The sequence below is a fragment of the Devosia sp. genome (assembly GCF_028290625.1).
Taxonomy (GTDB): domain Bacteria; phylum Pseudomonadota; class Alphaproteobacteria; order Rhizobiales; family Devosiaceae; genus Devosia.
In genome coordinates, this window is sequence record NZ_JAQGJM010000035.1 from 1 (window position 1) to 25,850 (window position 25,850).

Sequence of the window (25,850 nt, forward strand, 5' to 3'; positions counted from 1 at the left end):
CCTGCTTGATCTTGGTGTTGAGCAGCGTCTCATAACCCTCGCGGCCACCCCACAGCACATAATTCTGGCCACCGAGCTCGTGAGTGACTTCCAGCACGTTCTTCACCTGGCCGGCGGCATAGGCGAATACATCCGGATCCGGGTTGGTCGCGGCGCCGGACATGTAGCGGCGGTTGGCGAAGAGGTTGGCCGTGCCCCAGAGGAGCCTGGTGCGGCTGTTTTCCATCTTGCGGGCAAAGATTTCGGTGATGGTGCGGACGTTCCTGTTGCTTTCGGCAAGCGTCGCGCCCTCGGGCGCTATGTCGGCGTCATGGAAGCAGAAGAACGGGATATCGAGCAGGTCGAACAGTTCGAACGCCACGTCGGCCTTGAGCTTGGCGCCTTCCATGCCCTTGTCATACCACGGGCGATCGAAGGTGCGGCCGCCGAACGGATCGCCGCCTTCCCAGGCGAAGGTGTGCCAATAGGCGACGGCGGGGCGGATATGATCTTCCATCCGCTTGCCGAGGACGATTTCATCCTTGTTGTAGTGATGGTAGGCCAGCGCATTGGAGCTTGATGGCCCCTCGAATTTCACCGGCGAAATTCCCTTGAAGAAATCAGTCACGTCCGTGCCTCCTCGATGGCGGGATAGAGTGCGCGATAGCGCGCATATTGGTCGGCGTAGGCATTGGTGAGACCCTTGTCGGGGGCGATCACGGTCTTGATGGCGGGCATGGCCATGACACTGGCCGGATCGGCACCGGTGGCGGCGCAGAGGCCCAGGCGGGCGGCGCCAAGCGCCCCGCCGAAATCGCCATCCTCGGGGAGGGCGACTTCCATGTTCAGGTTGGTGGCGATCATCTTGAGCCAGAGCGGGGATTTTGAGCCACCGCCGACCGCGAGAAGGCGATCGATCTTGGTGCCAGCATCATTGAGGACGCGCTGGCAATCGCGGAAGGCGAAGGTGACGCCTTCCATGACGGCCTGAGCCAGTTGCGCCGGTTCGGTGCTCTGGCTAAGGCCGGTGAAAGAGCCGCGGGCATTGGCATTGTTGTGCGGGGTGCGTTCGCCCGACAGGTACGGCAGGAAGATTTCCTCGCCCGGGCCTTTGAACTGGGCTTCGGCGGCGCGGGACAGGTCGGCTTGCTGCTGGCCGGTCATGCGGGAGAGCCAGTTGAGGCTGTCGGTGGCCGACAGGATGACGCCCATCTGATGCCAGGTATTGGGGATGGCATGGCAGAAAGCGTGGACCGCGCCATTGGTATTGGGGCTGAAGCGCTCGTTGGAGACGAAGATAACGCCCGAAGTGCCGAGCGAAACAAAGCCTTCGCCGGGACGGATGGCGCCGATACCGCAGGCAGCGGCGGCATTATCCCCAGCGCCGCCGGCGATGACCACATCGCCGCTCATGCCCCAGCGGGACACGAATTCGGATTTGAGATTGGCTGAGGGGGCCGAGCCTTCGACCAGGCGCGGCATGTGCGAGCGGTTGAGGCCAGTGACGGCCAACAGTTCGTCCGACCAGTCGCGCTTGGCGACATCGAGCCAGAGCGTGCCTGCGGCGTCGGACATTTCTTCGATGTGCTCGCCGGTCAGCAGCAGGCGGATATAGGCCTTGGGCAGCAGCACCTTGGCGATCTTGGCGTAGATTTCGGGCTCGTGCTTGCGCACCCAGGCAATCTTGGGCGCGGTGAAGCCCGGCATGGCGATATTTCCGGCGAGCTCGCGCAAAGTGGGGAGCGCGGCTTCCATTTCTGCGCATTCGGCGGCCGAACGCCCATCATTCCAGAGAATGCAGGGGCGGAGGACCTCGTCGTTTTTACCCAGCAGCGTCGCGCCATGCATGTGGCCGGAGAGGCCGATACCGCGAACATTTTTGAGCTGCTCGGGGTTGGATTTCGACAGCTTGTCGATGGCGGCCAGCGTAGCGGTCCACCAATCGGTTGGGTTCTGCTCGGACCAGCCGGGATGGGGGCGAACGGGCTCGACGGCGGGAGCCGTGGCTTCGCCCAAAGCGCGACCTGATTCGTCGATCAGCAGCGCCTTGACGCCGGAGGTGCCGATGTCGATGCCGAGAAAGGTTGCGCTCATGAGGTACGTACCTCCGAGCAAGGTGCAAACAACATCTGAACGTCCTCCCTGCCCATTTTTGGGCTAGCGCCGATTTGATGGATGGCGTGCTTCTTAGCGTAGATTGTCGCGCAGGAAAATACCGATTTCAATGGGGTCGGTTTTGGCGATGCCGCTGGCGCCCAAGGCCAGGGACCGCGCAGCGGCGATGGCGGCGCGGATTTCGCCATCGGGATTTTGGTCCAGAACCACGTCGATGGAGCCGGTGCGTAGGCCATTGCGCGTAGGCTCGGTCAGTTCGTGGGCGATGACACGAATGCTGCCGGAGCGGTGCGATGCGTCGAGCGCGGCCACGAGGCCAGAGTTACCTGCACCCAGATTGTAAATACCGGCGAGGTCGGGATGGGTGTCGAGAAGCTGGCCCACCAGAACCTCGGTTTCGGCGCGCTCGTCATGGCCTTCGATGGGGCCTACCAGGGTAACTGCGGGAAATTCGGCGGCGATGGCTGCGCGAAACCCTTCGAGGCGGTCGCGGTGATCGCGCAGATGCAGCGAGCCGGCAATGAGCGCGACCTTGCCGCCCTGGGGGCAAAAGCGGCCCATCAGCGAGGCCGCGGTGCGGCCGGCGGCAACATTGTCGATGCCGATGAAGTGGCGGCGGGCCGAGCCGGGCAGGTCCGACACCAGGGTCATCACTACGACGCCCCGGCGGGTGGCATGGTCGACAGCGGTCAGCACCGACGCGTCCTCGCTGGCGACGATGACGGCGCAGTCGCAATCGCGCGGGTCAAGGCCATCGAGGCTTTGCGCCAGCGCATCGGCATCCAGCGCCTTGAGGCGGATGGTGGTGAGCTGTAGACGATCGGCCGGCGCCTCGCTGGCGCGGCGGGCGACGGCGTCGGCCAGGCCGGCCATGAACTCGTTGGAGCTATCGGGGATGATGAAAACCACGCGCAGATCGCGCGCGCGGGCCAGCAGCGAGGCCGACAGATCGCGCTGGAAACCCAGGGTTGCGATGGCGGTTTCGACTTTTTCGGTGGTGGCTGGGCTGACGCCGGCGCGGCCATTGAGCACGCGGTCGACCGTGGCCAGCGATACCCCGGCGGCACGGGCCACATCGTGGACGGTGGCGCGCCGTCTCATGCCGATCTCGTCCAATCGTCACCCCTGAATTCTGTGCTGCCACAGTCGGCAGGGGCGGCCAAAAGGTCAAGTGCGACGTTGCAGGTGGGCCGGAAAGCAGGCTACACGTTCCCCGCAAAAGACGAAGGGGCATGCAATGGCAATCGAAGTTTCGGCATTTGGCGAGTTCAAGGGCAAGCGGGTCGACCAGTTTCGGTTGACCAGTGAAACCGGGGTTGCGGTCGATATCATCTCCTATGGCTGCGTGGTGCGCGATTGGCGCGTGCCGGTCAATGGCGGCCTTCGTTCAGTCGTGCTCGGGTTCGACGACTTCGACGCCTATCCCAAGCACAGTCCGCATTTCGGCTCCCTGGCCGGGCGGGTCGCCAACCGGATCAAAGGCTCTTCGTTTGACCTCAACGGCAAGCGCTACGACCTGCCGCCCAATGCCGGAGCACTGCATCTGCATGGTGGCAACGAGGGGCTGGGCCGACAGGTCTGGGACGGCGAGGCCGATAGCGGCACCAATGCGGTGCGCTTCACCCATTTCAGCCCGGACGGCGCCTCGGGCTATCCCGGCAACGTCAATTTCGCCGCCACCTATCGGCTGACCGGCAACAAACTACGCCTGGAGCTGGAGGCGACCACCGACCGGGCGACGCCGATCAGCCTCGTGCAGCACCAGTATTTCAACCTCGGGACCGGCAATGATGTGCTCGACCACCATATCCAGGTGGATTCGAGCGCCTATACCGAGCTGGGCGAAGACCTGTGCCCGACCGGCGCCATCCTGCCGTCGGCGGGAATGCAGTACGATTTGCGCGCGGGCCGGATCATGCGCGACCACGCGGGCGATCCGGTGGCCTATGATATCGGGCTGGCGCTCGATACCGGGCGCAGCCATGCCGAGCCGATCGCGGTGGTGAAGGGGCCAGATGGGGCACTAACGCTGAGGCTGTGGACCGACCGGCCGGGCGTCCAAGTCTATAATGGCGTCTGGACCGATATCGCGGTGCCGGGGCTCAACGGCAAACGCTATGGCAAGCATTCGGGGCTGTGCCTAGAGGACCAGAATTTTGCCGACGCCGTGCACAATCCGCACTTTCCGTCGGTGATTCATTCGCCGGAACGGCCATATAGCCACTGGTGCGAATTCGAAATCGCCTGATTTCCTGCTGACTCGAACTGTCAGGGCCCTGGCGCATTGATATTCACGCGGCACCTCGCCGCGTGGAGATTTGCCATGATGCCGTTTCAGATTGCCGTCGATGACAGCGCGCTGGAAGATCTCAAGGTACGGCTGGCGGATACGCGGCTGCCGCAGGCATTGGACGATGTCGGGTGGGACTACGGCATCGAGACCGGGTTTCTGCGCCGGCTGATCAGCCACTGGGGCCAAGCATTCGATTGGCGGGCCGCCGAGGCGCGGCTCAATGGGTTTGCGCAGTTTACCGACACCATCGACGGCGAAACCGTGCATTTCGTCCATATGAAGGGCGAAGGCGGGCGACATGTGCCGCTGCTGCTGACCAATGGCTGGCCCTCCAATTTTGTCGAATTGCTGCCGATCGTGCCGCTGCTGACGCGGGAGGTGGACGGCATCTCGTTCGATATCGTCATTCCCTCGCTGCCCGGCTACGGCTTTTCCGGTAAGCCAACAGCGCCGGGCATGAACCTGACCAAGGTGGCGCCGCTCTGGGCCGAGCTGATGAGCCGGCTAGGCTATGAGCGGTTCATGATCAGCGGCTCGGACCTGGGCGGCGGGGTCGAAATGGTGCTGGTCAAGACCGCGCCTGAGCGGATCATCGGGGCGCACTATTCCAATGTCTATTCGGGCTTCGCCCGGCCAGACGAGCCCACGCCAGAGGAAGTGGCCTACTTCAAGGGCATCGATTATTGGGCCTTCGCCGAGGGCGCCTATGCGATGATCCAGGGCACCAAGCCGGCGACGCTGGCGGTGGGGTTGAACGATTCGCCCGCGGGGCTGGCGGCGTGGATAGCTGAAAAATTCCAGGGCTGGAACCAGCCCGAGCGGCCGATCGAGACGGCGTTTGCGCTGGATGACCTGTGCACGATCCTCTCGGTCTATTGGTTCTCGCAGACCATCGGCTCGTCGGTGCGGCTCTATAAGGAAGCCTTTGCCGATCCCGACCTGATCAAGCCGGGTCCGCCGCATCAGGTGCCGCATGGGATCTACCTTCCGCCGGGCGACATGCCGGCGCCGCGCGCCTGGGGCGAGCGGCATTTGCAGAATATCGTGCGCTGGACCGAGGCAACGGCCGGCGGGCATTTCCCGGCGCTGGAATTTCCCGAGGAGTTTGCCGCCGATATCCGTGGCTTTCATGCGCAGATTGGCTGACGGCCAACGCAGCGAGGTGCTTGGCGGCGGCCGGGGAATCGGGCATGCCTTTTGTCCAGAGGAGAACGAACCATGGACAAAACAGAGCGCCTGTTCGCGGTTATGGATGCGCTGCGGCGGCATAGGCGGCCGGTTACGGCAGCGGCTTTGGCCGAAGAGCAGAATGTTTCAGTGCGCACGCTCTATCGCGATGTGCAGACCCTTATCGGGCTGGGCGCGCCGATCGAGGGAGAAGCGGGGGTCGGCTATATGCTGAAGCCCGGGTTCTTCCTGCCGCCCCTGATGTTTTCGGCCGAGGAACTGGAAGCCTTGGTGTTGGGCGCGCGCTGGGTGCAGGCGCAGCCGGACGATGGACTGGCGGGAGCGGCGCAGAATGCGCTGGCCAAGATTGCTACCGCCTCGCCCGAGGACCTGCGCGACAAGATCAACGATACCGGGCTGTGGCCGGTGCTGGTGGCCAGCAAACGGCCGCCGGTGGCGATATTAGGTCAGATCCGGCTGGCGATGCGGCAGGAAAAGGCGCTGCATATCGCCTATGAGGACGAGGGCGGACGCACCTCGGAGCGCAGCATCTGGCCGATCCAACTGGCCTATTACGAGGGCAAGCAGATCATCGTCGCCTGGTGCTGCATGCGCGAGGCGTTTCGCAATTTCCGCACCGACCGCATCGCGGTCCTGACACCGATCGAGGAGCGTTATGGGCGGCGCCGGCTGGCCATGGTCAAGGAATGGCGGGCCGAACAGGAGCGCGAATGGGCCGAATGGGCGGCGGCCAGAGCCGCCGCTAACCCGGAATAAGGTTGGCGAGTTCGCCCATGGACAGGCGGCCGCTAATCAGGCCGATCAGCAGCAAGGCATGCAGCGCGGCGATGGCGCCGGAGGTGAGGGCAAATTCCGGCTTGGCGGTCTTGTGGCGAAAAATTTGCTGCGCCAGGAGGCCGCCGATAATGCCGAAGAGCAGATCGATACCGTGCAGCCGCGCTTCGCTGGTGCGCCAGCCACCGGCTTCGGCCTGGCGCTTGTCGTCATAATAGACGGCGGCTGAAACAATGCCCATGACCGAGTAGGTGAGCAGCAGCAACAGGGGCACGGAGCCGATTGCCGCGCCGGCCAGCGCCAGTGCGGCCAGGATGGCCGCGGCGTAGTAGCGGACGGCATGGCGTCGTTTTGGGCTGGGTGCGGGCTCGCTGCCCCGCGCCAGGGCCCGGCCCTTGACCGGATTGGCCCCCGCAATGCTGACATTGACTGCGGCGGGACCGCCATCGCGGCGGCGGCCGATGGCGTAGCTGACACGGTCGCCGAGTTGCGGGCGAGTGGCGATGCGGGCGATCTCCGAGATGTGCACAAAGATGCGCGGGCCGCCGCCATCGGGGTGGATGAAGCCAAAACCGCGCTCGTCGTTCCACTCAATCAGTTCGCCATGCTGGGCCATTGGTCTGCTCCGTACCGCAACCAATTTAGCGGCAAGGCGTTAGCGGGCGATGGATTTTTAGGATCGTCAGATTCCTATTGATCGTCGATTGACGATGGAGTTAACATAGGCCGTTTCCGCAACCATCAGCATCCTAATTAAATCATGTCCAGCACCGCCAAGAATTTCATTGAGACGCAACTTAAAAAGACAGGGGTGGTCATCAACGGCCCCAATCCCTGGGATCCGCAGATCCATAACGAGGCGCTGTATGGGCGCCTGCTGAGCCAGGGCACGCTGGGGCTGGGCGAAGCCTATATGGATGGATGGTGGGACGCCGAGGCGATCGACCAGTTCATCTTCCGGCTGGTATCGGCCCATATCCAGGACAATTTCAGGCCCGACCTGGCGCTGATAGGCAGCGTGCTGCGCGGCAAGCTGCTGAATATGCAGCGCCTTAAAGTGCGCGAAGTGGGCGAAAAGCACTACGATATCGGCAATGAGCTTTATGCCGCAATGCTCGACAGCCGCATGATCTATTCGTGCGGCTACTGGCAGGACGCCACCACGCTTGACGCCGCGCAGGAGGCCAAGCTCGACCTGATCTGCCGCAAGGTGGGGCTGGAGAAGGGCATGCGCATTCTCGATATCGGCTCGGGCTGGGGCGGGTTCATGCAGTTCGCCGCCGAGCGCTATGGGGTAAGCGCGGTGGGCGTGACCATTTCCAAGGAGCAGGCGGCGCTGGCCAATGAGCGCACGCGAGGCCTGCCGGTCGAAACGCGGCTGATGGATTATCAGGCGCTCGAGGGCAAATTCGACCGCATCATCTCGATCGGCATGTTCGAGCATGTCGGCTACAAGAATTACCGGCCCTACTTCACCAAGGCGCGCGAGCTTTTGGTGGATGACGGGTTGATGCTGCTGCACTCGATCGGCGGCCACACCACCACCAGCCATGGTGACCCGTGGAGCGAAAAGTACATTTTCCCCAATGGCATGCTGCCTTCGATCGCGCAGATCGGCACGGGAATAGAAAAGCTGTTCGTGATGGAGGACTGGCACAATTTCGGTGCCGACTACGACAAGACGCTGATGGCCTGGCTGGAGCGGTTCGAGGCGGCCTGGCCAAAGCTGGCCGATCAATACGACCAGCGCTTCTACCGCATGTGGCGCTATTACCTGACCTCGTTCGCGGCTGTGTTCCGGGCCCGCAATATCGGGCTGTGGCAAGTGGTGCTGTCGCCTCATGGGGTGCCGGGTGGCTATACTAGCGTGCGATGAGTCAAGGATTCACGTGAAACTTTCCACCGCAAAGCCGGTCACCGAACGGTCACAGATCAGGTCATGGCCAGGTTGATGCGGTAGCTGAGGGCTTCGGCAATGTGGGAGCGGGCGACCTTTTCGGCGCCTGCGAGATCGGCCAGCGTGCGGGCGACTTTCAACACCCGGTGATAGGCGCGGGCGGAGAGCGAGAAGCGCTCGGCCGCCTGCAGCAGCAAGGCTTGGCTCTCACGGTCGGGATTGACCACGGCTTCGATCAGGGTCGGACCGGCGGCGGCATTGGTGTAGACGCCGGGAGCGCCAGCTTCGAGATAGCGCTCGCGTTGGCGTTCACGCGCCAGATGGACACGCTGAGCAACCACGGAAGAGGCTTCAGCGGCACCACCGGGGGCGATCATATCGGCGGCGCTGACGGCAGGGACGTCGATGCGGATATCGATGCGGTCGAGGAAGGGCCCGGAGACACGGGACTGGTAATCGCCGGCGCAGGCGGCACCGCGCTTGCAGGTATGGCCCGGACTGCCCGCCATGCCGCATTTGCAGGGGTTCATGGCCGCAATCAATTGTACGCGGGATGGATAAGTAACGCGGGCATTGGCGCGGGCAATGACGGTTTCGCCTGACTCCAGCGGTTGGCGCAGGCTATCGAGCACCTGGGCGGCGAATTCAGGCAGTTCGTCGAGGAACAGCACGCCATTATGAGCGAGGCTGACCTCTCCGGGCCGAACACGCAGACCTCCGCCGACCAAAGCTGCCATCGAGGCGGAATGATGCGGCGCGCGGAACGGGCGGCGGTCGGAAATGGCGCCACCGGCCAGTTCCCCGGCGATGGACTGGATCATCGACACATCGAGCAGCTCGCGCGGATTGAGCGGCGGCAGGATGGAGGGCAGGGGGGCCGCCAGCATGGATTTTCCAGCGCCGGGGGGGCCGATCATCAGCATGTTGTGTGCACAAATGTCCCTTGTGATAAATGCCCGCAATGGGGTGGAGAGGGGACGGTCCGGTTTTTGCTCTCATTTTGAGATAGCAGACGCCGGAAAATACGCTCTATAGCGCGTTGCCGGACAACTCCAAGCACAGGGCGACGAGACGCTCTTGACAATCGACACTGCGAGTAAGGCCGCCGGGATGGATTGGCCGGCTTGTCGCCCGGATCAGGATTTCGCCATTACCGGGTGCTGGCAGGGCCGGCGCTTCGGTCACTTGCAGGACGTCGGCTGGCTCGCCATACCGGTGATAAATGATGCTTCGCATTGGATTTCCTGGCGCATGTCGCAAAGGGAAATGACGGCGCGGCCAGTCGCGCCGTCACAGAGCGGCGATCAGATCTGCGCTTGGCCGCCATCGACGAACAGCTCGGCGCCATTGACGAAGCTGGCATCGTCGGAGGCCAAGAATAGAACCGCCTTGGCGATTTCTTCAGGCTGGCCGACGCGGCCGAGCGGGATGGTGCTGGCGAGATAGCCGAGCAGGCCCTGCTGCTGCGCTTTATCGGGGCCAGCCAGGTCCACAAGGCCCGGGGTCTCGGTCGAGCCGGGGCTGACGACGTTGAAGCGAATGCCACGATCCTTCACATCCAGGATCCAGCTGCGCACGATATTGCGCACGGCGGCCTTGGAGGCGCTGTAGATGCTGAAATTAGCGGTGCCCTTCTTGCTCGTGGTCGAGCTGGTGACGACGACCGAAGCGCCCTGGGACAGCAGCGGCAAAGCCTTCTGCACGGTGAAGACAAGGCCCTTCACATTGCGGTTGAAGGTGTCGTCAAACTGCTCTTCGGTGATGCCGCCGAGGGGCAGCATGCTGCCGCCGCCGGCATTGGAGAACAGTACGTCGATGCGGCCCTTCTGCGCCTTGACCGTCTCGAAGAGGCGATCGAGATCGTCCATCTTGGCGGAGTCGGCCTGGATGCCGGTGACATTCTCGCCGATAGCGGCGACTGCGGCATCAAGCTCGGGCTTGCGGCGGCCGGTGATGAAAACATGCGCCCCTTCGGCCGCGAACAGCTTGGCCGTGGCCAGGCCAATGCCGGTGGTGCCGCCGGTGACGACAGCAATCTTACCTTCGAGTTTTTGAGACATGAAGCCTACTCCAGTTGGTTGTTACCGACTGAAAGTAGTGACCACGCAGCTTGCATAAAGTGCGATTTCTTGTTTTATTAATCCATGTAGATGCATAATACCTTCGGAGGATTTCCTGCTTGGATCAACTTCTCGCCATGAGAACGTTCGTGCGCATCGCGGAAACGGGAGCCTTTGCAAAAGCGGCCGACGCGCTGCAATTGCCACGCTCGACCGCCAGCAAACTGGTTGCCGATCTTGAGGACCACCTCGGTACCAAGTTGATCCAACGCACCACACGCAGCCTGAATGTGACGCCCGAGGGCGCTGAATATTATGAGCGAGCGGTGCGCCTGCTTGCCGAGATCGATGAAATGGACGCGGTTGCTTCCAATGCGCGGGCACAGCCCAAGGGCCGTTTGCGGTTGGACATCGGCTCGTCGCTTGCCAATTCCATTCTTATACCAGCACTGCCAGAATTTAGGGCTCTGTATCCTGAGATCGAGGTGCAGTTGGGTGTCAGCGATCGACCAGCAGACCTTATCAACGAGGGTGTGGATTGCGCGATACGGGGTGGCGCCCTGGCGGATACATCTTTGATCGCAAGGCGTATCTGCGAACTGGGCTTCGTGACTTGCGCTGCGCCCGGATACCTTTCCAACTTCGGTGTGCCGGAAAAGCCATCGGATCTTGAGCATGGCCACATCTTGGCGAGCTATTTTTCTTCGCTTTCCGGAAAGCCATTTCCACTTCTCTTCCGGCAGGGTGAAAAGACGATCGAAATCAATATGCGCTCGATGGCGGCAGTCAATGACAGCACCGCTCACCTCAGCAGTTTGATTGCTGGCTTGGGGATTGGCCAAACCTTCCGATACGTGGCCCAGCCCCACCTTGATGACGGTACGCTCGTTCCGGTGTTGACCGGCTGGTCTCGGCATTCAATGCCGCTCTACGTGATGTATCCGCCGAACCGGCACCTTAACGCCCAGATACGCGTCTTCGTCGACTGGGTGGCTGTGCTGTTCGCGAAGGTCGCTGACGTATAGCGTCCATATGGTGCGTTATCTGGTTGGTCTAAGATGATAGGCCGAGTTCTGAATCCGCCATTGCTGATAGCCTGGGCGGATCCAGAACTCGGCTCGATATCTCCACCGTGCCATAGTAGGCAGGGGTGCATGCAGGCCCTGATCGGGAAAATGCTGAGTAGCCTAGTTTCCCGAGACCAGCTTTAGGCCGATGACGCCGGCCAGGATAAGCACGATGCACAGAATTCGCAGCGGCGATGCAGAGTCGCCCAGCAGCACGATGCCCAGAACAGCGGTTCCCGCCGCGCCGATGCCGGTCCAAACAGCGTAGCCGGTGCCCATCGGCAGCGTCCGCATGGCGAGCGACAATAGCACCACGCTCGATAGCCCGGTGCCGACGGTCAGCAGGCCGGGGACCAATCGCGTAAAACCCTCGGACGACTTCATGGCGAAGGCGAAGCCGATTTCGAGAAGGCCGGCGATGCAGAGAAAAGCCCATGCCATGGCACAGCTCCATTTTGAATGAGGGGTCAGCGGGCGCCGGCGGATGGAGGAAGTTCGCCGAGCGCCCGCCGATGGAGATTAGGCGTTCGCGGCAGCGGCCGGGGGCACGCGGAAGGCGATGCCGAGGCGGTTGAACACGTTCATCAGACCGATCGCATAGGTCAGGTCGGCGAGTTCCTTGTCGTTGAACTCGGCGGCGGCGGCCGCATAATCGGCATCGGGAACATGGGATTCGGAAACGCGAGTGACGGCTTCGGCCCAGGCCAGGGCGGCGCGTTCGCGAGCGGTGAAGACCGCACCGGCGTCGTGCCAGATCGGCACCAGAACCAGTTTGTCGACCGCAAGGCCGCCCTTGGTCAGGTCGCGCGAGTGCATGTCGATGCAATAGGCGCAGCCATTGATCAGCGAGACGCGCAGATAGACTAGATCGATCAGGTCTTTCGGCAGGCCGGACTTTTGAACGGCCATATAGACGCCGCCCAGGGCCTTGAAGCCTTCGGGGGACGCTTTGGCATAGTCGAGGCGAGTGCTCATGATGAAATCCTTGTTGGTTGAGGACTGCATCTATCGATTTCTTGGCCTATCATAGAAGAACCATGATCTGGCATATGGACTAGGCCATAATGCCTGTCACATTAGCCCAGCGATGCGCCTGCCCAGCGTCTCGGCGGTGCGCTGGGAATCGACATTGGTAAAATTGACCAACAGCGCCGAAGCCCCCTCTTCCCCCATCATCCAGTCTGACAAGGCCTCGGCGTAAAGGCCCTCGCTACGCATGCGGGCGACAACCTCGCGATCGGATTGCCCACCCTGCAGCCGCAAGATCAGGTGCATGCCACCGGGCTGAGAATCGATACGCACGTGCTTGCCGAGCGCGCTGGCGAGGCCCCCGGCGGTGGCGGCGCGGCGTTCGGCGTATAGCTTGCGCATGCGCTGGATATGCCGGGCGAAATGGCCCTCAGTGATGAAGGCCGTGACGATCGCCTGGGTCAGTTCGGGACTGCCTCCGGTAGACACCTGGCTGACCGCCCCGAAGCGCTCGACCTGCGGCTGCGGCACCACCAGATAGGCCAGGCGAACGCTGGGCAACAGCACCTTGCTGAAGGTGCCCGCATAGAGCACACGCCCTTCGCGATCCAGACTCTTCAGCGCCGGCAGAGGCCGACTGACGTAGCGGTATTCACCATCGTAGTCGTCTTCGATGATCCAGGCTTGGTTGCGCGTCGCCCAATCCAGCAACGCCAGCCGCCGCGGCAGGGACAGCGACACACAGAGCGGACTTTGATGGGCGGGCGTCACCACCGCGGCACGGGCCTTGGGCGCTAGTCGGATGGCCTCGCCAACCATCATCCCATCGCCATCGACCGGCACCGGGACGGCGCCGATGTTCATTAATTCCAACAGGTCGCGGGTCGGCGGATAGCCGGGATTTTCCAGCCAGACCCTGTCGCCGTCCTTGAGCAGCGCATGGGCGATCAGTTCGAAAGTGTGTCGATAACCGGAGGTGACGAAAATTTGTGATGGAGAGCAGTTGATGCCGCGCGATACCTGCAGATAGGCGGCGATCTGAGCGCGCAATTCGGGCAAGCCATAGACAGGCGGATGCACCATATCGGCCGGCTGCATGGCCCGCACTGCGCGGGCGCCGAGCCGAGCCCAGATCTTGCGCGGAAACGCATCGAGGGCCGGCAAGCCCATCTGAAATGGCAGGATGGTGTCGGGCCGAAAACTCATCGCCGGATTGCCACTATTGGGCGGCCGCAGTGAACTGGCAACGGCGGTTCCCGGCTTGAGGTCGGGAGTCACCACGGTACCAGCTTGACCGCGCGCCTGGATGTATCCCTCCGCCGCCAGCAGCGAATAGGCCGTTTCGATCGTGCCGCGGGCTAGGCCCAGTTCCTTCGTGAGCGCTCTTGCTGATGGAATGCGATCCCCCGGCTTCAGAACCCCGCTAGCGATAGCGCCGCGAAATCGATCGTAGATCTGCCGATAGAACGGATCGGCCGCTTGGGGGTCCAACGGTGAGATCGTAGGAGGTTTGGCTGTGGTCATGGCCTAGTCCTGTTTTTGGTTCATGGACCTTTGATATGGGGCATGACCTCTATTAGTCATAGCCCATCGCGGCGTCCAGGGTTTTGGCGTCGACCAAATCTTGGAGACGGACCTATGAAGACAATCCTGCATGTCAGTTGCAGCCCGCGCGGGCAGGACGCCGAGAGCTACCGCCTGTCGCAGAAGATCATCGGCTCTCTGCTCCAGCAAGAGCCCACGGCAGTCTTGGTCGATCGCGTGATCGGCGACGGCAGCATCCCCGCGGTCGATGCCGACTACGCCCTCTCGCAGGGCTCTGCCGCCGACGTCTCTGACCAGGGCTCGATGATCCTCTCCGAACAGCTCATCCGGGAGCTGGAAAGTGCAGACGTTGTGCTCATCAGCACGCCCATGCACAACTACACGGTGCCCTCGACGCTGAAGGCCTGGATCGACCATGTCGTTCGTGCCCGCCGGACGTTCAACGTGACCGCTGCCGGCAAGGTGCCCCTGTTGCGGGACCGTCCCGTCTTCATCGCCATCGCCGCCGGCGGCCGATTCTCCGGCGAGCGCGCCCGTCAGCCCGATTTCCTAACGCCATATCTCCAGGCAATCCTCAACATGATCGGCCTCTACGACCTGACGTTTTTCTCCGTCCAGGGAACCGGCTCGAACCCGGACGCCATCGTCAAGACGCGTGCGCGGACCCACCAGGCCTTGGAAGACCATTTCGCCTCGGTCCGTCTCTAGCCGGGTGGGGTCTCTTGCCGCGCCAAGCTCCGTCTGAACGCGAGATAGCTGTCGGGTGAATAGCGCAGGGCCAGCACGATCAATCCGATAATGCCGATCGCCATCAGCAACCAAGCCTGCGCGAGATCCGCGAACGCATCCCGCAGGGCCCCGGCGATTAGGGGAACAAAGCTGGCGAGAATGTACCCGCCGCCCTGCACGAATGCGGTAAAGTCGCCGGCTGCCGTCGGCTCATTCACATGGTCCACTGCCACGATGATCGATAGCGGAAACAGAATGCCGATTCCAGTGCCAAGCAAGATGATGGCCGGAACAGCCAGCGAGACGGGGGTCGTCAAGAGGCACGCCAACCCTGCGAGCACCAGTACCAGACAGGTCACCAGCGGACCCCGGCGATCTGGGAAATGACGGATGAATGCTGCTAGCGCTAGTGCGGTCAACGCCTCGATGAAGGTTAGCCCAGCCAACAGATAACCGGCCGTCTCGGAGGACTGTCCTAAGGCGACGTAAAACGGCGGTAGCCAGGCCATCACCAGCATGAAGGCGCCCGTGCCGATACCGAAAAATACCAGCAGTGACCAACTGCGCGGGCTGCTCCAGAACGTGATCGTCTTTGTTGCGACAGTTCCCTGGCTGGCCCGCGCCCGTTTGTCCCCAGCCGCGGGGCGGCTGGCGACCAACCAAATCACCGAGGCGACTAGCGCCGGACCGGTCCAGGACGCCAACGCCACTGCCCACCCAAACCGATCAGCGAGCCCCGCCGCGCTTGCGGCCGCCAGGGCCGCGCCGGAGACTATGCCTGTTGAGTAAAGGCCGATGGCTCCGCCGGTATTGCCGGGGAAGTTTCGCTTGATGAACCCGGGAGCCAGCGCCTGCACAATCGCGATCCCAATGCCCGCGGCCGCGGCTGTAACAAGCAGCCCCAGGCTGTCATTCAGCCAGAATCTGGCCGCACAGGAGACAGCGATGGCCAGCGTTCCCAGCCCGATGCCCCGTTTTTCGCCCAGCGCCCGGCGCAGTGGTCGCACCGACATCGCCCCTACACCCATCAGGAACACGGGCAGCATGGTGACGAACCCGATTCCAGTCGATCCCATATGGGTGGCGTCCAAGTTCAGTTCCGTGAGGGGTCCCATGGCAGCGATGGCCGGGCGAAGATTAAGCGACACCGCCAGAAGGGCGATTACTAGCAAGGTACTCTGTGGCTTGTTTAGGCCGGTCATATTCATTGCCCCAGATGCTGTCACACCCGCCCTGCGCGCTGCTGAGCGCACCGGCGACGATCCACCATGCGGGTTGCGAGACTGTCGAACCTGCGGCCGCTTGGCCTAGTTTGATAGGTCCATGATCACGCTTCTTCTTTAGGCCAAGACTTATCGGTAATATTGTACCCGCCCGGTCTACGGCCGGTCCCGACAGCTGGTAGCGAAAATCTGGGCTCATTCCAGCTCCGGCACATCGCCATTCTGAAGCAGCACAAGGGGATCACCGAACACCCCGTTTGACCAGGTCTGCGGTCTTCGGTCCCAGTTGATGTCGACCCCTGGCGACAGGCCATTTCCCTGGCCGTCTGGATGGCGCTGGCCTCGTCCCAGAACGGCCGCAAGGCTATCCGACCAATGCCGGGAAACCAGATTGAACGGCTGCTTTTAGGAAATAGCGGCGCGACCACCAATGGCCGGAATGGGGTCGGTTTCTGCCGTTCACCTGATGGATTGATATTCCAATCCTTGCAGCCTTCCGGACGGACCGCCGTGCAGCATGTTGTGTGTACAAATGTCTAGCGCAACAAGTGCCAGAAATGGGGTAGAGGCTGTGTGAAGATGGTCAGCAGTGTTGGGCCGCTTTGCGCCAATGGCGGGCATAGGAGTACAACGATGTAGGACTGTCATCGACGTCGAACCCCTGAATTTCGATCGCGCCTCCACCTCGTCGCTTTGGCGCTGATGGCAAGGCGGCCTTCCTCGCAATGTTGTCGGCGGGGTCTTGTCGATAAATTCTGCCAGACGCGCTCTTAGTTCTTGCGTTGAGGGGCGGCCGTTAGGGTGTTTCATGGGTGGTGGGAGCCCTCGCTTGGCCAGACAATCATGCCCCGCGAACAAAGTAACCAGCCACGACCGGGCGATATGCTTGTGGCCATTCATTTATTCCGAAAGTCAGCGAGCAGATATTACTCGATAGACCGCCCCTCATCGCCCTGCTCCGGCGGGTTTTGTTGCGCTGTGATGTAAATGGTGCTTCATTTGTCGGGTGAAGGACACAGGAGGAGTGAAGGATGAAGCAGGATCTATCGTGCGACTTAACCGAAGGCGAAATAATTGATCCAACAACAATCAGGGAATTGATCAGTAGTACAACGTACTTGGCGCCGAATTTGGAAAAGAAGACATCTCATCGCGGATCGACCGAAAAGATAAAGAAATCGTACATTCCAATTGATTTTACTATTTGGGATCAATGCCTTGTTACGTCGGTTGAAAAACAAACGCACATTCAATCTCACTCCCATGACGAACCGTTGTTTAGATATGTGCTCGAGGGTTCATTTCGCATCAATGGAATTTTACACAAGGCTGGTGACTGGGTACTTCTACCACAGAATTTCGTCTACGAGATTGACACGGAAGACGGGTACAAGACCATATCTCACTATTACACCATCTGTGTCGTCGAGCACTAGCTGCGCCATCACTGAAAGTCGACATGGACCAAGGTTGTTCTGAACGATCTCTTATTAATAACAGGAGAAGTGAAATGGACGGTAATACAGAATCGATGATTGCAAATACTGATGTACTAAACGTTCTTGGCGACAATGTCCCGTCGCTGAGCGATTTCGTTTTGGATCGTGTGCGTCAAGGGAGGTCTACCCGGACGCAAGTGTTGGACGGGTCCAAACTCCCGCAACACGACGAAAAGGTGCCGTATGCCCTAACCCACGTGATCATGAACTTTGACAATGAAGACGATCTGATCAAGTGCATCAGAATGCTCCAGTGGTCAGACGCGAGAATGAGGGCCGCTCCCGATCCAAAGATAATGTGGGCCTGGAGGGAAGGCTTTCGTGATGGTAGCCAAGTCGAGTTCGCGGTGGCGTGGTACTCCGAGGAATTCTTCCAAGCCCGTAAAGACGCGTTCCTAGATAGAAGTCATTCGGGCTATTATTCACAGTTTGGGTTGGAACCGAAGGATATCAAAATAAGGCATGAAATTCTCTGACACGTTGCTTAGGTGCAACTTTCTGCGACCCGTCTTATGCGAAAGGGGAATACGGATCAACCGGCCCGACACGCGATGCGCTAACGGCTGAAATGGGGTCGGTTGCTGCTGCTCCTGCGATGGATAGATATTGGAATCCTTGTCGCGTTCCGGACGGCCCATGCGCGAACATGTTGTGTGCACAAATGTCTCATGCGGTTAATCGTTTGATGCGTTCGAAGTCGCGCGGGCGGCCCAACAGCTTCGTGATCTCTATGTGCTCTTCGATGGATGGCAGAAAAACCTTGCCGGCGGCTGTCTCGAAGGGACGGCGGGTCTTGGGAGACACCGGCGTCCAGTGATCGCCCACCCTGACCTGGAACCCGCCGAGCAGGTCGATAGGGATCGGCGGTGTTGTCCAAGTCGCATAAACTTCGGACCGGAACCGTTCCGTCCCACCGTCAGTCCCGTCGGTCAGACCGAGAACGGCGATGAGGCGGCGAGCATCGGCTGGCGAAAGGAGAACATCAATATCATGAACGTCCTCAAGCCCTCCGGTGAGGAGGGCAGTCGCAGTTCCGCCGATGATCCACCAAGGGTCGTGAATTTCGGCTGAAAGGCTCAGAAGAGATGCCAGAGCGTCGTGGAAATGGTTTGTCATAACGTCGCCCCTCGTAGCGCAAGGATTGAAATTCCAATCCCTATATGACTTCCGGACAGACCGCGCCCGGCATCTTACCCTTGTAGCCGCCATGCCGGTGCGGAAGTTATTTTGCTTCTTGGACGGCACGGCATCAAAACAGACCTTTATCCTAAGGCGATCCAGAACGATTTGCGGGCCGAAATTCTCCGCTCATGCTTTCCCTGCTCCGAATTATCCGATCTACTCCAAGAAAATTCGGATCTGCCGCGATGACCGTGGTTCAATTATTCGCGGAATTGGAGATATTTGGAAGAACGGCATGGATAGATTTGATTGTGGCATTTAGGTAAACGGCGGTGGTAGGGCAAATTTCACGTTCGTTCGATATGAGAACGCTACGTCAAGTGTTTGGCGCTCAATTGAATTCTGAGTTCTCGGTCCAATATGTCGGATACTGATCCAATCCATGCCGGGCAAGCGCTTCGGGCAGTAGATTTTTTTTGCGGCGCGGGTGGCATGAGCTTCGGCCTATCTCAAGCCGGCATCCAGATGCTGGGCGGCGTCGACAATGCGGTCGATTGCAAGCTTACCTATGAATCAAACGTGCCCGGCGCGAAGTACATCAGACACGACATCACGCGCCTGTCGGCACCGGAACTCGGTCGCAGGTTGAACTTGCGGAAGAACGACCCCGATCTAATTTTCAGCGGTTGCAGCCCGTGTCAGTTTTGGTCCAAAATCCGCACGGACAAGACTAAATCCCTTCAGACCGCGTTCCTTCTGCGCCAGTTTCAGCGTTTCATAAAATACTTCCGACCGGGATTTGTCGTTGTTGAGAACGTCCCAGGACTGTTCCGTCGCAAGGACAATGGCATTCTTGTCGCCTTTCTCGATTTTCTCACCAGCCACGGGTATAATTTCAAAGACGGGATCATCAACGCGAACAATTTCGGCGTCCCGCAAAACCGCATGCGGTATCTGTTGATCGCCTCCCGGGTTTCGACGGTTGCCCCGCTGCCGGTGGACCCCGGCGAGCGTGCTCTCAACGTAGCGGATTTCATAGGCGTGCCCAACGGTTTCCCCGAGATCGGGCCGGGGCATCGGGATGAAACCCGTTTCCAGCATAGTACGGCCGCGCTATCGGAGAAGAACGTCCGCCGGATAATGGTCACACCAGCCTCTGGCGGCGACCGCGCGGCATGGGCGAATGATCCTGAACTTCAAATCAACGCATACAGAGGCCGCGACAAGATCTTCCGCGATGTTTACGGCAGAATGTCATGGGACAAGCCAGCGCCTACCATAACCACGCGGTTCATTTCGTTGTCCAACGGCAGATTCGGCCATCCCCAGGAAGACAGGGCGATTTCCGTACGAGAGGGCGCCGCACTGCAGACTTTTCCGAAGGATTATGAGTTCCATTCGCCGAACCTCAACGGCTTGGCCCGACAGATCGGTAATGCAGTGCCGCCTGCCTTGGCCAAGCGCATAGGCGAGCATTTGATCGCCGTCCGCAATGGCTAGGATACAAACGCGAGCGAGAGCGGTCGACATGCTTGGCCGGCAACAGATTGCTGGTGTGCAAAATGCCTTGGTCGAACTGTTCAAGAACGCTCATGACGCATATGCCGAACGCATCGCGGTCGATCACTTCGAGGATTTCGGCACCGACGGTGAGGGGTTCCTAATCGTCCGCGACAACGGCACGGGAATGACCGAGGCAGACTTCGTCGACAAGTGGCTCGTGCTTGGGACCGAAAGCAAAACCGTCGCCGGCACGAGACCGTACAGACCTGCCGGTGCAGATGCGCGGCCGATCACTGGGGAGAAAGGTATCGGCCGCTTGGCGATCGCGCTGCTCGGGTCGCAGACCTTGGTGCTGACCCGCGCTGTCCGCGACGATGGCGTGCACGATCTTGTCGTCGGGTTGGTACATTGGGGATTGTTCGAAATCCCTGGGCTCAACCTCGAGGAAATTGATGTGCCGGTCGAGACCGTCGCCGGCGGAGGTGTACCAGACGCCGCAGTTCTCGAACGGATGCGCAATCAATTGAAGGATTGCGCTGCGAGGATTCATCTCGAACACCCCGATGCAGATGTCGAACGCATAATAGCGCAGATCGATGCCTTTCAGCCCGATCTCAGCAGCGTCTATGGTTTCCTAAAAAGTACCGAAGAGGATCATCTGACCCTCGATGGCGATGCGGTCGGCACCCATTTTCTGATCGCTCCGAGCAATCCTGTCATAAAGCTCGATCTAGCTCACGAGGAACGCGAAGACGATTACGGTTTCCGCAAGCATCTGCTGGGGTTTTCCGATGCCGTATTCGGCGAGGACGTGTCACCAAGGCTGACGACCTCTTTCCGCCGTTGGAGAGCTGGCGAAACGATAGGCGAGGAGTTGCTCGACCCGGAGACGTTTTTCTCCCGCAAAGAACTTTACGACCAATCCGACCATCTTCTGGACGGTACCGTCGACGAATTTGGACAGTTCAACGGCAAGTTGCGGGTCTATGAAAAGGACTATGACCTCGTCATCCCCTGGGGTGGCGCCAACGGCAAGGAGACCAAGGCAGGCCCATTCACGATCAGGTTCGGATACCTGATGGGACGCGCTGCCGAGTCCATCGTCCCGCCCGATATGTGGAACACGCTGAACGTAAAGCTCGAGCATATCGGCGGTCTCTACGTCTATCGCGACGGGGTCCGAATACTGCCTTATGGCGACTATTCCTTCGACTGGATCGATGTCGAAAAGCGCCGCAATAAGGGAGCAGGTTACTACTTCTTTTCGTTCCGTCGCATGTTCGGCGCAGTCCTTCTAACGCGCTCGAAAAACGGCGATCTCCAGGAAAAGGCAGGCCGCGAAGGCTTTCAGCAAAACGAAGCCTACCGACAGATTCGTGACATCCTAATAAATCTCCTGCTGTACCTTGCCGCAGAATTCTTCCGGAAGTCTGGAGCCAACACTGAGGCGTTCGAAGCCGCCCAGGACGAACTTCGAAGGCGTTCGGCAGCGCTGGAACGCCAGCAAAAACAGTCAGCGACCAAGAGGCGGAATTTCGCCAACTCGCTGGAGGCATTTGGGGACGATGTCCGTTCCGGTCTCCCGACGACCGCAGCGGCGAACCTTATGCACTTGACCCAGTCGCGTATGGATGCCGCCGCCCGTCTGCCAGATCAGGACAAAGCCGCCACGGCACTCATTCGTGCCGAACAAGAAGCGATCAAATCGATCGCCGAACTGAGGCAGCGGTACACGAAAAAGCGGCCCACCGGCATTGCCTTGGGCAAGGAACTTCAGCGCGACTGGGAGGCATACGTTCTCGAACGGCAGCGACTCGAGACGGAGGTGTTCAATCCATTCGAGCGGCAAGTAGCGGCCACTTTGGGAACGGTGGCAGAGCAGGCACGGGTGTATGTCGACCAGCGAAAGCGCCTAGAAGAGCGGATTAAGTCGCTCGCAGGCGAGCGCAAGAAAGATTTGGCCGAGGCGGTCCGTCAGACCAACGCGACTGCGTCAGACACCAGGCAGACGGTTTTCATCATTACCGAGCGGGCACGGCTGGCGTTGGACGAGACCGTCAGATCAATCCAGGCAGATCTGAATCGCACGGACTTAGCCGGCATGGATCCAGACCGTATCGACGAGATGCGTCGACGGTGGGAAGAGCAACTGACGGACATCGAAGGCCGGCATCGCGATGCTCTGATGGCAGCACGCGACATGCTCGCTTCGCTTGCGGAAAATCTCCGCGCCTCAGACGGCGAAGAGCCCGCGCAAGTCATGCAAGCGATGGAAGAGCGAATGATGGCGCTCGAGGAGCAGGCTGACGAGGACTTCGAAATGGTCCAACTCGGCCTGGCCGTCGCTATCATCAACCACGAGTTCGCCGCTTCCATCAAACGCGTCCGGAGAAGCATCCAGGAGCTAGGTCAAGTCTCGCGGCGCAGCGACGGCCTGAGGCCTCTTTACGAATCCATCCGCTCCAACTTCGAACATTTGGACGGCCATCTAAATCTGTTCACGCCCTTGCAGCGTCGCCTCCACCGATCGAGCCTAAAGATCGACGGTCGTGAGATCCTGAACTACTGCAACGACCTCTTCTCCAACCGTTTCGAAAGGCATCAGGTAAAGCTCGATGCCACGGACGACTTCGTAGAACTGGTGGTCCAATGTTATCCGTCGACCTTGTACCCGGCCGTCATCAATATCGTCGACAATGCATTGCATTGGCTGAACTCGGTTCCCTCCGACCGACGGATTGAACTGCACGCCGATCGTGATCGGATCTATATTTCCAATAACGGCCCGGCGGTCGAATCGATCGACGGCCAGCGCATCTTCGAGCGAGGCTTCAGCCGCAAGACGGGGGGCCGTGGCCTTGGTCTGTTCATCTCCGCCAAGGCGCTCGAAGCCGAAGGCCTTTCACTAGGCCTCAGCGAACCGCCCCGCCCTAACTATACCGTGACCTTCGCCATAAAAATCGAGAACATCGGAGTCCAGCCGTGACGACAGCGCAGGAATTTGCCGTGACAGCGGCCCGCAAATACCTGCAGAGCATCGTGTTCGTGGATGACGAGATTTATGTGCCGGTCCCAGCGCAGGAAGTGGCTGTGGATTTGGGCACCCCTGCTGCTGCGATGCGGGTCTACGCCAAGCCGATGGAGCCCAAGGTGGTGGAGCGCGTTGCTCAAGCGCCCGCGGCCGATGGTGGTGATGATGGCGCTAAAGATGCGGGCGCGCTGTATCACCCAAAGCACATGGTCGAAAGCTTCGCCCGCCAGCGAATGGTGTGCGCGCTTTATGAGCCGGCAAAAGGTTTCAAGACCGACCCGGCTTCCGAGATATTCCTGCTCTGTGAGCGCGCCGATGTCGTCATCCTCGATTGGGACTTCCACGGCGAGCCGGGCACCAAGGTTCTGGATCTAATCACCAACCTGGTATCCGCCGCGCAAACGACGGTTCCGCACCATGTCCGTCTTTGCGCCGTTTACACATCGACGCCAAACCTCGTTCATGTCGCGTCGCAAATTTTCGATCACCTCGGAAAGCAGAATCTCGCCGTCGACGCGGAAGGCGACTACAACCTAAACGCCGGCTCATCTCGCATAGTCGTTCTGGGCAAACCTTCTACGGGGCGACCGACTGATCAGAAAGCTGCTGCCGAGGTTGCCGAAGCGGACCTAGCCGAGCGGATTATTTCCGAATTCGCGAAAATGCATGAGGGGATACTGCCCTCCATGGCCATGTACGGTTTGGCCAGTGTCCGCACCAACACGAAGAAGATTCTCGACAAATTCCGTAGGGAAATGGACGGCGCATTCCTCGCGCATCGCGGATTGATCCTGCCGGGCGACGACGCTTTCGAGCAAATACCCGAACTGCTGGCAGAGGAAGCACTGGCAGTCATGATCGACAATCGAATTGGGCATGTGGAGGCTACTAAGCTCGCCGAAAAGGCGATTGATGCGATGGGCATCAAAACCGCCTGGGACACAAAGAACGGCACAGCCAGCGCGCCCGGTGTTTACGCGATCAAACTGCTCAAGGAAGGGCCGGAGAAGGTAAAGAAGAAGGTCGACCTCAATCCGGAGGTACTCAAATTGCTTCACGACGAAATGGACAAGGACCACGGCTCGGCGATGGAGCGTCTGGCGGCCCTATATGCTTCCCGCACGCAATATGGGGAGGAACGAACCCTGGAATTCGGCACCGTTGTTCGCTATCGAGCACCCGTGGAGGGCAGCGAAGATCCGGTTCGATACGCGATATGTCTTATGCCCCTGTGCGACTGCGTGCGCCTCAAGAATGGCGAGGCCTATCAGTTTCCGTTTTGGGAGCTCCGGACCGACAACAAGAGCGCTCAATCCAAAGGTTTGGTAGTGGAGCTTCCGGCCACAGAAGGCTTTATCGAGCTATTCAGTATGGGCAAGCCGCGCGATCAGCTTTGGCTTGCAGACTTCAAAGCCGGGGCTGCGGGCATGGTTGCTGCGGTGAACAATGGAGCCGACTTCCAATTTAACGGCGAAGGCAAGCAGGTGCAGTGGATTGCCCAGCTCAAACCGGCCCATGCCCAACGCATCGCCCAGGACATAGGAACTTCTTTTGCACGGGTGGGCGTGATCGAAGCGGAATGGCTGAGGCTTAAGGCCGACCGCCAATCCTGAAATTGAGGGTCGTTTTATACTTGGGTGCGTCGTCAGCAAGAGCCACTCGATGTAACAACTTGGGGACGACATTTTGAGCGTCATTGGGTGCGGGAAGTTCCAGAAACGCCCGCGCCCATCTCCGCATGGTCACGGACATTTCAAGGATTGAAACGCCAATCCTTTTGCCCAGCGCTATGCGGTCTGGCGCAAATTCATATCTAGATCGGACCGCAGATGACCGATGCCACAGGCTCAGTACGCGATAACTGACGCTTATCACGTACTGGTTTGGGGACCTGCGGGCACGCCTCTTAGCTCCTCGATGATCCGATGCAGGTCCAAGCCAACGACGTCGGCTAAGGCGATCAGTTCGACCAGATCGACACGACGTTGGCCGGACTCGATATTGGCGATGAATGGTTGATGTCGCCCGAACCGGGCAGCCAGCTCGGCCTGGGTGAACCCCGCCGTTTTGCGCGCTTCGGTGAGCCGCCGGATAAGCAATTCCTGGCGTGGACTGCGGATCGTCTCGGGCATCGGAAGCCGGAATTAGTTGCGTACAACTTACCGGCTAATCCGATGTTCGGATTATCCAATCTTTAGATATTTATTGCAGATAATGCCATGAACACATGAGTGGGTATTTATATGCAAGAACAGATGATCGCGGGCACTAGGGTGCTCACCAAAACTGGAAGAATCGAAAGTACCGGCAACGGACAGACCACCCCCCTTTTCGACCTGATAAACGGCATTACCTTTGATGACGGCGAAACTATTCGCCGATTTGTCCAGGTCGAGAGGAGCATCGCATCATGGCTCTCACCGGGTGTCGAAGGAACCTTCGTGTTCACGAAAGGCCCCGGAAAGGTCCTTATGCTGACGGCGGTTGAAACCCAAAATGGGTTGCGGGTCGCCAATCCCAAGTTCGCCACTCATGTCACGGCCGAGGCTTCCGGACATATCATCTGGTACGGCCTGGCGGCAGTGATTTGCGTTTCGCTCGTGGGGCTTATCGGACCGCTGGCGATCATCACGACCCCGCCATTCCTGATTTTCCTTACGCTGGCCATCAAGGGGATGTGGCGGGTGGGCCCATATTCGGGCTTCGGCGCGGTCGTGCGAACCTTGGATCGCACGCGGAAACTGCCGACAACGCCTGAAGTGTTGGACGCACCGGCGATGGTAGCGGCATAAGCGAAAGGACAATTCAGTGAACAGGCTCGTCATTATTGCCACCGTTGGCCTCCTTGCAGCGCCC

General features: G+C 60.1%; 21 protein-coding genes and 2 pseudogenes. 11 read left to right on the forward strand and 12 right to left on the reverse strand.

The genetic code is table 11. The features are described from left to right. The 3 genes and pseudogenes from JWR51_RS19230 to JWR51_RS19240 form a co-directional block, all read right to left on the reverse strand. Nucleotides 1–607: pseudogene (locus JWR51_RS19230) on the reverse strand (xylose isomerase); the annotation flags it as partial. Then, nucleotides 604–2,073, reverse strand: coding sequence for a xylulokinase (gene xylB, locus JWR51_RS19235; RefSeq protein WP_299751318.1), 1,470 nt, complete (start codon nt 2,071–2,073; stop codon nt 604–606). The gene xylB and the pseudogene JWR51_RS19230, both read right to left, overlap by 4 nt. Nucleotides 2,074–2,166: 93 nt before the next feature. Next, nucleotides 2,167–3,195 (reverse strand): LacI family DNA-binding transcriptional regulator, encoded by a 1,029-nt coding sequence (locus JWR51_RS19240; RefSeq protein ID WP_299751321.1) that lies wholly within the window; start codon nt 3,193–3,195, stop codon nt 2,167–2,169. Nucleotides 3,196–3,331: 136 nt separating this feature from the next. Between JWR51_RS19240 and JWR51_RS19245 the strand changes: the two genes are divergently transcribed. The 3 genes from JWR51_RS19245 (at nt 3,332) to JWR51_RS19255 (ending at nt 6,331) form a co-directional block, all read left to right on the forward strand. Then, nucleotides 3,332–4,342, forward strand: coding sequence for an aldose epimerase family protein (locus JWR51_RS19245; protein ID WP_299751324.1), 1,011 nt, complete (start codon nt 3,332–3,334; stop codon nt 4,340–4,342). Between the two features lie 75 nt (nt 4,343–4,417). Beyond that, entirely contained in the window at nt 4,418–5,533 is a 1,116-nt protein-coding gene (locus tag JWR51_RS19250) for an epoxide hydrolase family protein (RefSeq protein WP_299751327.1), read from the forward strand. A 72-nt stretch (nt 5,534–5,605) separates the two neighbouring features. Next, nucleotides 5,606–6,331: a YafY family protein gene (locus JWR51_RS19255; protein WP_299751330.1), complete on the forward strand. Its 726-nt coding sequence runs from the start codon at nt 5,606–5,608 to the stop codon at nt 6,329–6,331. On the opposite strand, the gene JWR51_RS19260 is transcribed toward JWR51_RS19255, so the two are convergent. Continuing rightward, nucleotides 6,318–6,965, reverse strand: coding sequence for a cold shock and DUF1294 domain-containing protein (locus JWR51_RS19260; protein ID WP_299751333.1), 648 nt, complete (start codon nt 6,963–6,965; stop codon nt 6,318–6,320). The genes JWR51_RS19255 and JWR51_RS19260 overlap by 14 nt on opposite strands. Nucleotides 6,966–7,109: 144 nt before the next feature. Here JWR51_RS19260 and cfa point away from each other — a divergent pair, with 144 nt between their 5' ends. Next, nucleotides 7,110–8,225 (forward strand): cyclopropane fatty acyl phospholipid synthase, encoded by a 1,116-nt coding sequence (gene cfa, locus JWR51_RS19265; RefSeq protein WP_299751336.1) that lies wholly within the window; start codon nt 7,110–7,112, stop codon nt 8,223–8,225. Nucleotides 8,226–8,281: 56 nt separating this feature from the next. Here the strand turns inward: cfa and JWR51_RS19270 are convergent. Next, a pseudogene (locus JWR51_RS19270) lies at nt 8,282–9,175 on the reverse strand (ATP-binding protein); the annotation flags it as partial. A gap of 375 nt (nt 9,176–9,550) precedes the next feature. Continuing rightward, nucleotides 9,551–10,306, reverse strand: a complete 756-nt coding sequence (locus JWR51_RS19275) for an SDR family oxidoreductase (RefSeq protein ID WP_299751339.1) — start codon at nt 10,304–10,306, stop codon at nt 9,551–9,553. A gap of 119 nt (nt 10,307–10,425) precedes the next feature. Between JWR51_RS19275 and JWR51_RS19280 the strand changes: the two genes are divergently transcribed. Beyond that, nucleotides 10,426–11,331 (forward strand): LysR family transcriptional regulator, encoded by a 906-nt coding sequence (locus JWR51_RS19280; RefSeq protein ID WP_299751341.1) that lies wholly within the window; start codon nt 10,426–10,428, stop codon nt 11,329–11,331. 162 nt (nt 11,332–11,493) lie between these two features. Here JWR51_RS19280 and JWR51_RS19285 read toward each other — a convergent pair whose 3' ends face one another. The 3 genes from JWR51_RS19285 to JWR51_RS19295 form a co-directional block, all read right to left on the reverse strand. Then, nucleotides 11,494–11,814 carry a multidrug efflux SMR transporter gene (locus tag JWR51_RS19285; protein WP_299751344.1) on the reverse strand — a complete coding sequence of 107 codons (321 nt, stop codon included), beginning with the start codon at nt 11,812–11,814 and terminating at the stop codon, nt 11,494–11,496. A 78-nt stretch (nt 11,815–11,892) separates the two neighbouring features. Next, nucleotides 11,893–12,348, reverse strand: a complete 456-nt coding sequence (locus JWR51_RS19290) for a carboxymuconolactone decarboxylase family protein (protein ID WP_299751347.1) — start codon at nt 12,346–12,348, stop codon at nt 11,893–11,895. A gap of 96 nt (nt 12,349–12,444) precedes the next feature. Then, nucleotides 12,445–13,866: a PLP-dependent aminotransferase family protein gene (locus JWR51_RS19295; protein ID WP_299751349.1), complete on the reverse strand. Its 1,422-nt coding sequence runs from the start codon at nt 13,864–13,866 to the stop codon at nt 12,445–12,447. Between the two features lie 114 nt (nt 13,867–13,980). Between JWR51_RS19295 and JWR51_RS19300 the strand changes: the two genes are divergently transcribed. Continuing rightward, nucleotides 13,981–14,595: an NAD(P)H-dependent oxidoreductase gene (locus JWR51_RS19300; protein WP_299751351.1), complete on the forward strand. Its 615-nt coding sequence runs from the start codon at nt 13,981–13,983 to the stop codon at nt 14,593–14,595. On the opposite strand, the gene JWR51_RS19305 is transcribed toward JWR51_RS19300, so the two are convergent. Further along, on the reverse strand, nt 14,592–15,707 hold the full coding sequence (locus tag JWR51_RS19305) for an MFS transporter (protein ID WP_299751353.1): 1,116 nt from the start codon (nt 15,705–15,707) through the stop codon (nt 14,592–14,594). The two genes, JWR51_RS19300 and JWR51_RS19305, sit on opposite strands and share 4 nt — an antisense overlap. Before the next feature lie 1,642 nt (nt 15,708–17,349). Between JWR51_RS19305 and JWR51_RS19310 the strand changes: the two genes are divergently transcribed. Then, nucleotides 17,350–17,814, forward strand: coding sequence for a hypothetical protein (locus tag JWR51_RS19310; protein ID WP_299751356.1), 465 nt, complete (start codon nt 17,350–17,352; stop codon nt 17,812–17,814). 190 nt (nt 17,815–18,004) lie between these two features. Here the strand turns inward: JWR51_RS19310 and JWR51_RS19315 are convergent, their stop codons facing one another. Then, entirely contained in the window at nt 18,005–18,454 is a 450-nt protein-coding gene (locus JWR51_RS19315; protein ID WP_299751358.1) for a hypothetical protein, read from the reverse strand. 426 nt (nt 18,455–18,880) lie between these two features. On the opposite strand from JWR51_RS19315, the gene JWR51_RS19320 reads away from it, so the two are divergent. The 3 genes from JWR51_RS19320 to JWR51_RS19330 are packed head-to-tail and all read left to right on the forward strand — an operon-like array spanning nt 18,881 to nt 24,607. Next, a complete protein-coding gene (locus tag JWR51_RS19320) occupies nt 18,881–19,960 on the forward strand; it encodes a DNA cytosine methyltransferase (protein ID WP_299751360.1) in 1,080 nt (359 codons plus the stop codon). A gap of 28 nt (nt 19,961–19,988) precedes the next feature. Further along, nucleotides 19,989–22,949 (forward strand): ATP-binding protein, encoded by a 2,961-nt coding sequence (locus JWR51_RS19325; RefSeq protein ID WP_299751361.1) that lies wholly within the window; start codon nt 19,989–19,991, stop codon nt 22,947–22,949. Then, a complete protein-coding gene (locus tag JWR51_RS19330; protein WP_299751364.1) occupies nt 22,946–24,607 on the forward strand; it encodes a response regulator receiver domain in 1,662 nt (553 codons plus the stop codon). The genes JWR51_RS19325 and JWR51_RS19330 overlap by 4 nt, the downstream gene beginning before the upstream one ends. Nucleotides 24,608–24,865: 258 nt before the next feature. On the opposite strand, the gene JWR51_RS19335 is transcribed toward JWR51_RS19330, so the two are convergent. Next, nucleotides 24,866–25,126 carry a helix-turn-helix transcriptional regulator gene (locus tag JWR51_RS19335; RefSeq protein WP_299751367.1) on the reverse strand — a complete coding sequence of 87 codons (261 nt, stop codon included), beginning with the start codon at nt 25,124–25,126 and terminating at the stop codon, nt 24,866–24,868. Between the two features lie 99 nt (nt 25,127–25,225). Here JWR51_RS19335 and JWR51_RS19340 point away from each other — a divergent pair, with 99 nt between their 5' ends. Continuing rightward, a complete protein-coding gene (locus tag JWR51_RS19340; RefSeq protein WP_299751370.1) occupies nt 25,226–25,786 on the forward strand; it encodes a hypothetical protein in 561 nt (186 codons plus the stop codon). The last annotated feature ends 64 nt before the right edge of the window (nt 25,787–25,850 follow it).

What these genes read in the sequence shown, in the direction of transcription:
- xylB (WP_299751318.1), bottom strand. Translation starts at nt 2,073, where the DNA reads ATGAGCGCAACCTTTCTCGGCATCGACATCGGCACCTCCGGCGTCAAG.
- JWR51_RS19240 (WP_299751321.1), bottom strand. Translation starts at nt 3,195, where the DNA reads ATGAGACGGCGCGCCACCGTCCACGATGTGGCCCGTGCCGCCGGGGTA.
- JWR51_RS19245 (WP_299751324.1), top strand. Translation starts at nt 3,332, where the DNA reads ATGGCAATCGAAGTTTCGGCATTTGGCGAGTTCAAGGGCAAGCGGGTC.
- JWR51_RS19250 (WP_299751327.1), top strand. Translation starts at nt 4,418, where the DNA reads ATGATGCCGTTTCAGATTGCCGTCGATGACAGCGCGCTGGAAGATCTC.
- JWR51_RS19255 (WP_299751330.1), top strand. Translation starts at nt 5,606, where the DNA reads ATGGACAAAACAGAGCGCCTGTTCGCGGTTATGGATGCGCTGCGGCGG.
- JWR51_RS19260 (WP_299751333.1), bottom strand. Translation starts at nt 6,965, where the DNA reads ATGGCCCAGCATGGCGAACTGATTGAGTGGAACGACGAGCGCGGTTTT.
- cfa (WP_299751336.1), top strand. Translation starts at nt 7,110, where the DNA reads ATGTCCAGCACCGCCAAGAATTTCATTGAGACGCAACTTAAAAAGACA.
- JWR51_RS19275 (WP_299751339.1), bottom strand. Translation starts at nt 10,306, where the DNA reads ATGTCTCAAAAACTCGAAGGTAAGATTGCTGTCGTCACCGGCGGCACC.
- JWR51_RS19285 (WP_299751344.1), bottom strand. Translation starts at nt 11,814, where the DNA reads ATGGCATGGGCTTTTCTCTGCATCGCCGGCCTTCTCGAAATCGGCTTC.
- JWR51_RS19290 (WP_299751347.1), bottom strand. Translation starts at nt 12,348, where the DNA reads ATGAGCACTCGCCTCGACTATGCCAAAGCGTCCCCCGAAGGCTTCAAG.
- JWR51_RS19295 (WP_299751349.1), bottom strand. Translation starts at nt 13,866, where the DNA reads ATGACCACAGCCAAACCTCCTACGATCTCACCGTTGGACCCCCAAGCG.
- JWR51_RS19300 (WP_299751351.1), top strand. Translation starts at nt 13,981, where the DNA reads ATGAAGACAATCCTGCATGTCAGTTGCAGCCCGCGCGGGCAGGACGCC.
- JWR51_RS19310 (WP_299751356.1), top strand. Translation starts at nt 17,350, where the DNA reads ATGGACGGTAATACAGAATCGATGATTGCAAATACTGATGTACTAAAC.
- JWR51_RS19315 (WP_299751358.1), bottom strand. Translation starts at nt 18,454, where the DNA reads ATGACAAACCATTTCCACGACGCTCTGGCATCTCTTCTGAGCCTTTCA.
- JWR51_RS19320 (WP_299751360.1), top strand. Translation starts at nt 18,881, where the DNA reads ATGTCGGATACTGATCCAATCCATGCCGGGCAAGCGCTTCGGGCAGTA.
- JWR51_RS19325 (WP_299751361.1), top strand. Translation starts at nt 19,989, where the DNA reads ATGCTTGGCCGGCAACAGATTGCTGGTGTGCAAAATGCCTTGGTCGAA.
- JWR51_RS19335 (WP_299751367.1), bottom strand. Translation starts at nt 25,126, where the DNA reads ATGCCCGAGACGATCCGCAGTCCACGCCAGGAATTGCTTATCCGGCGG.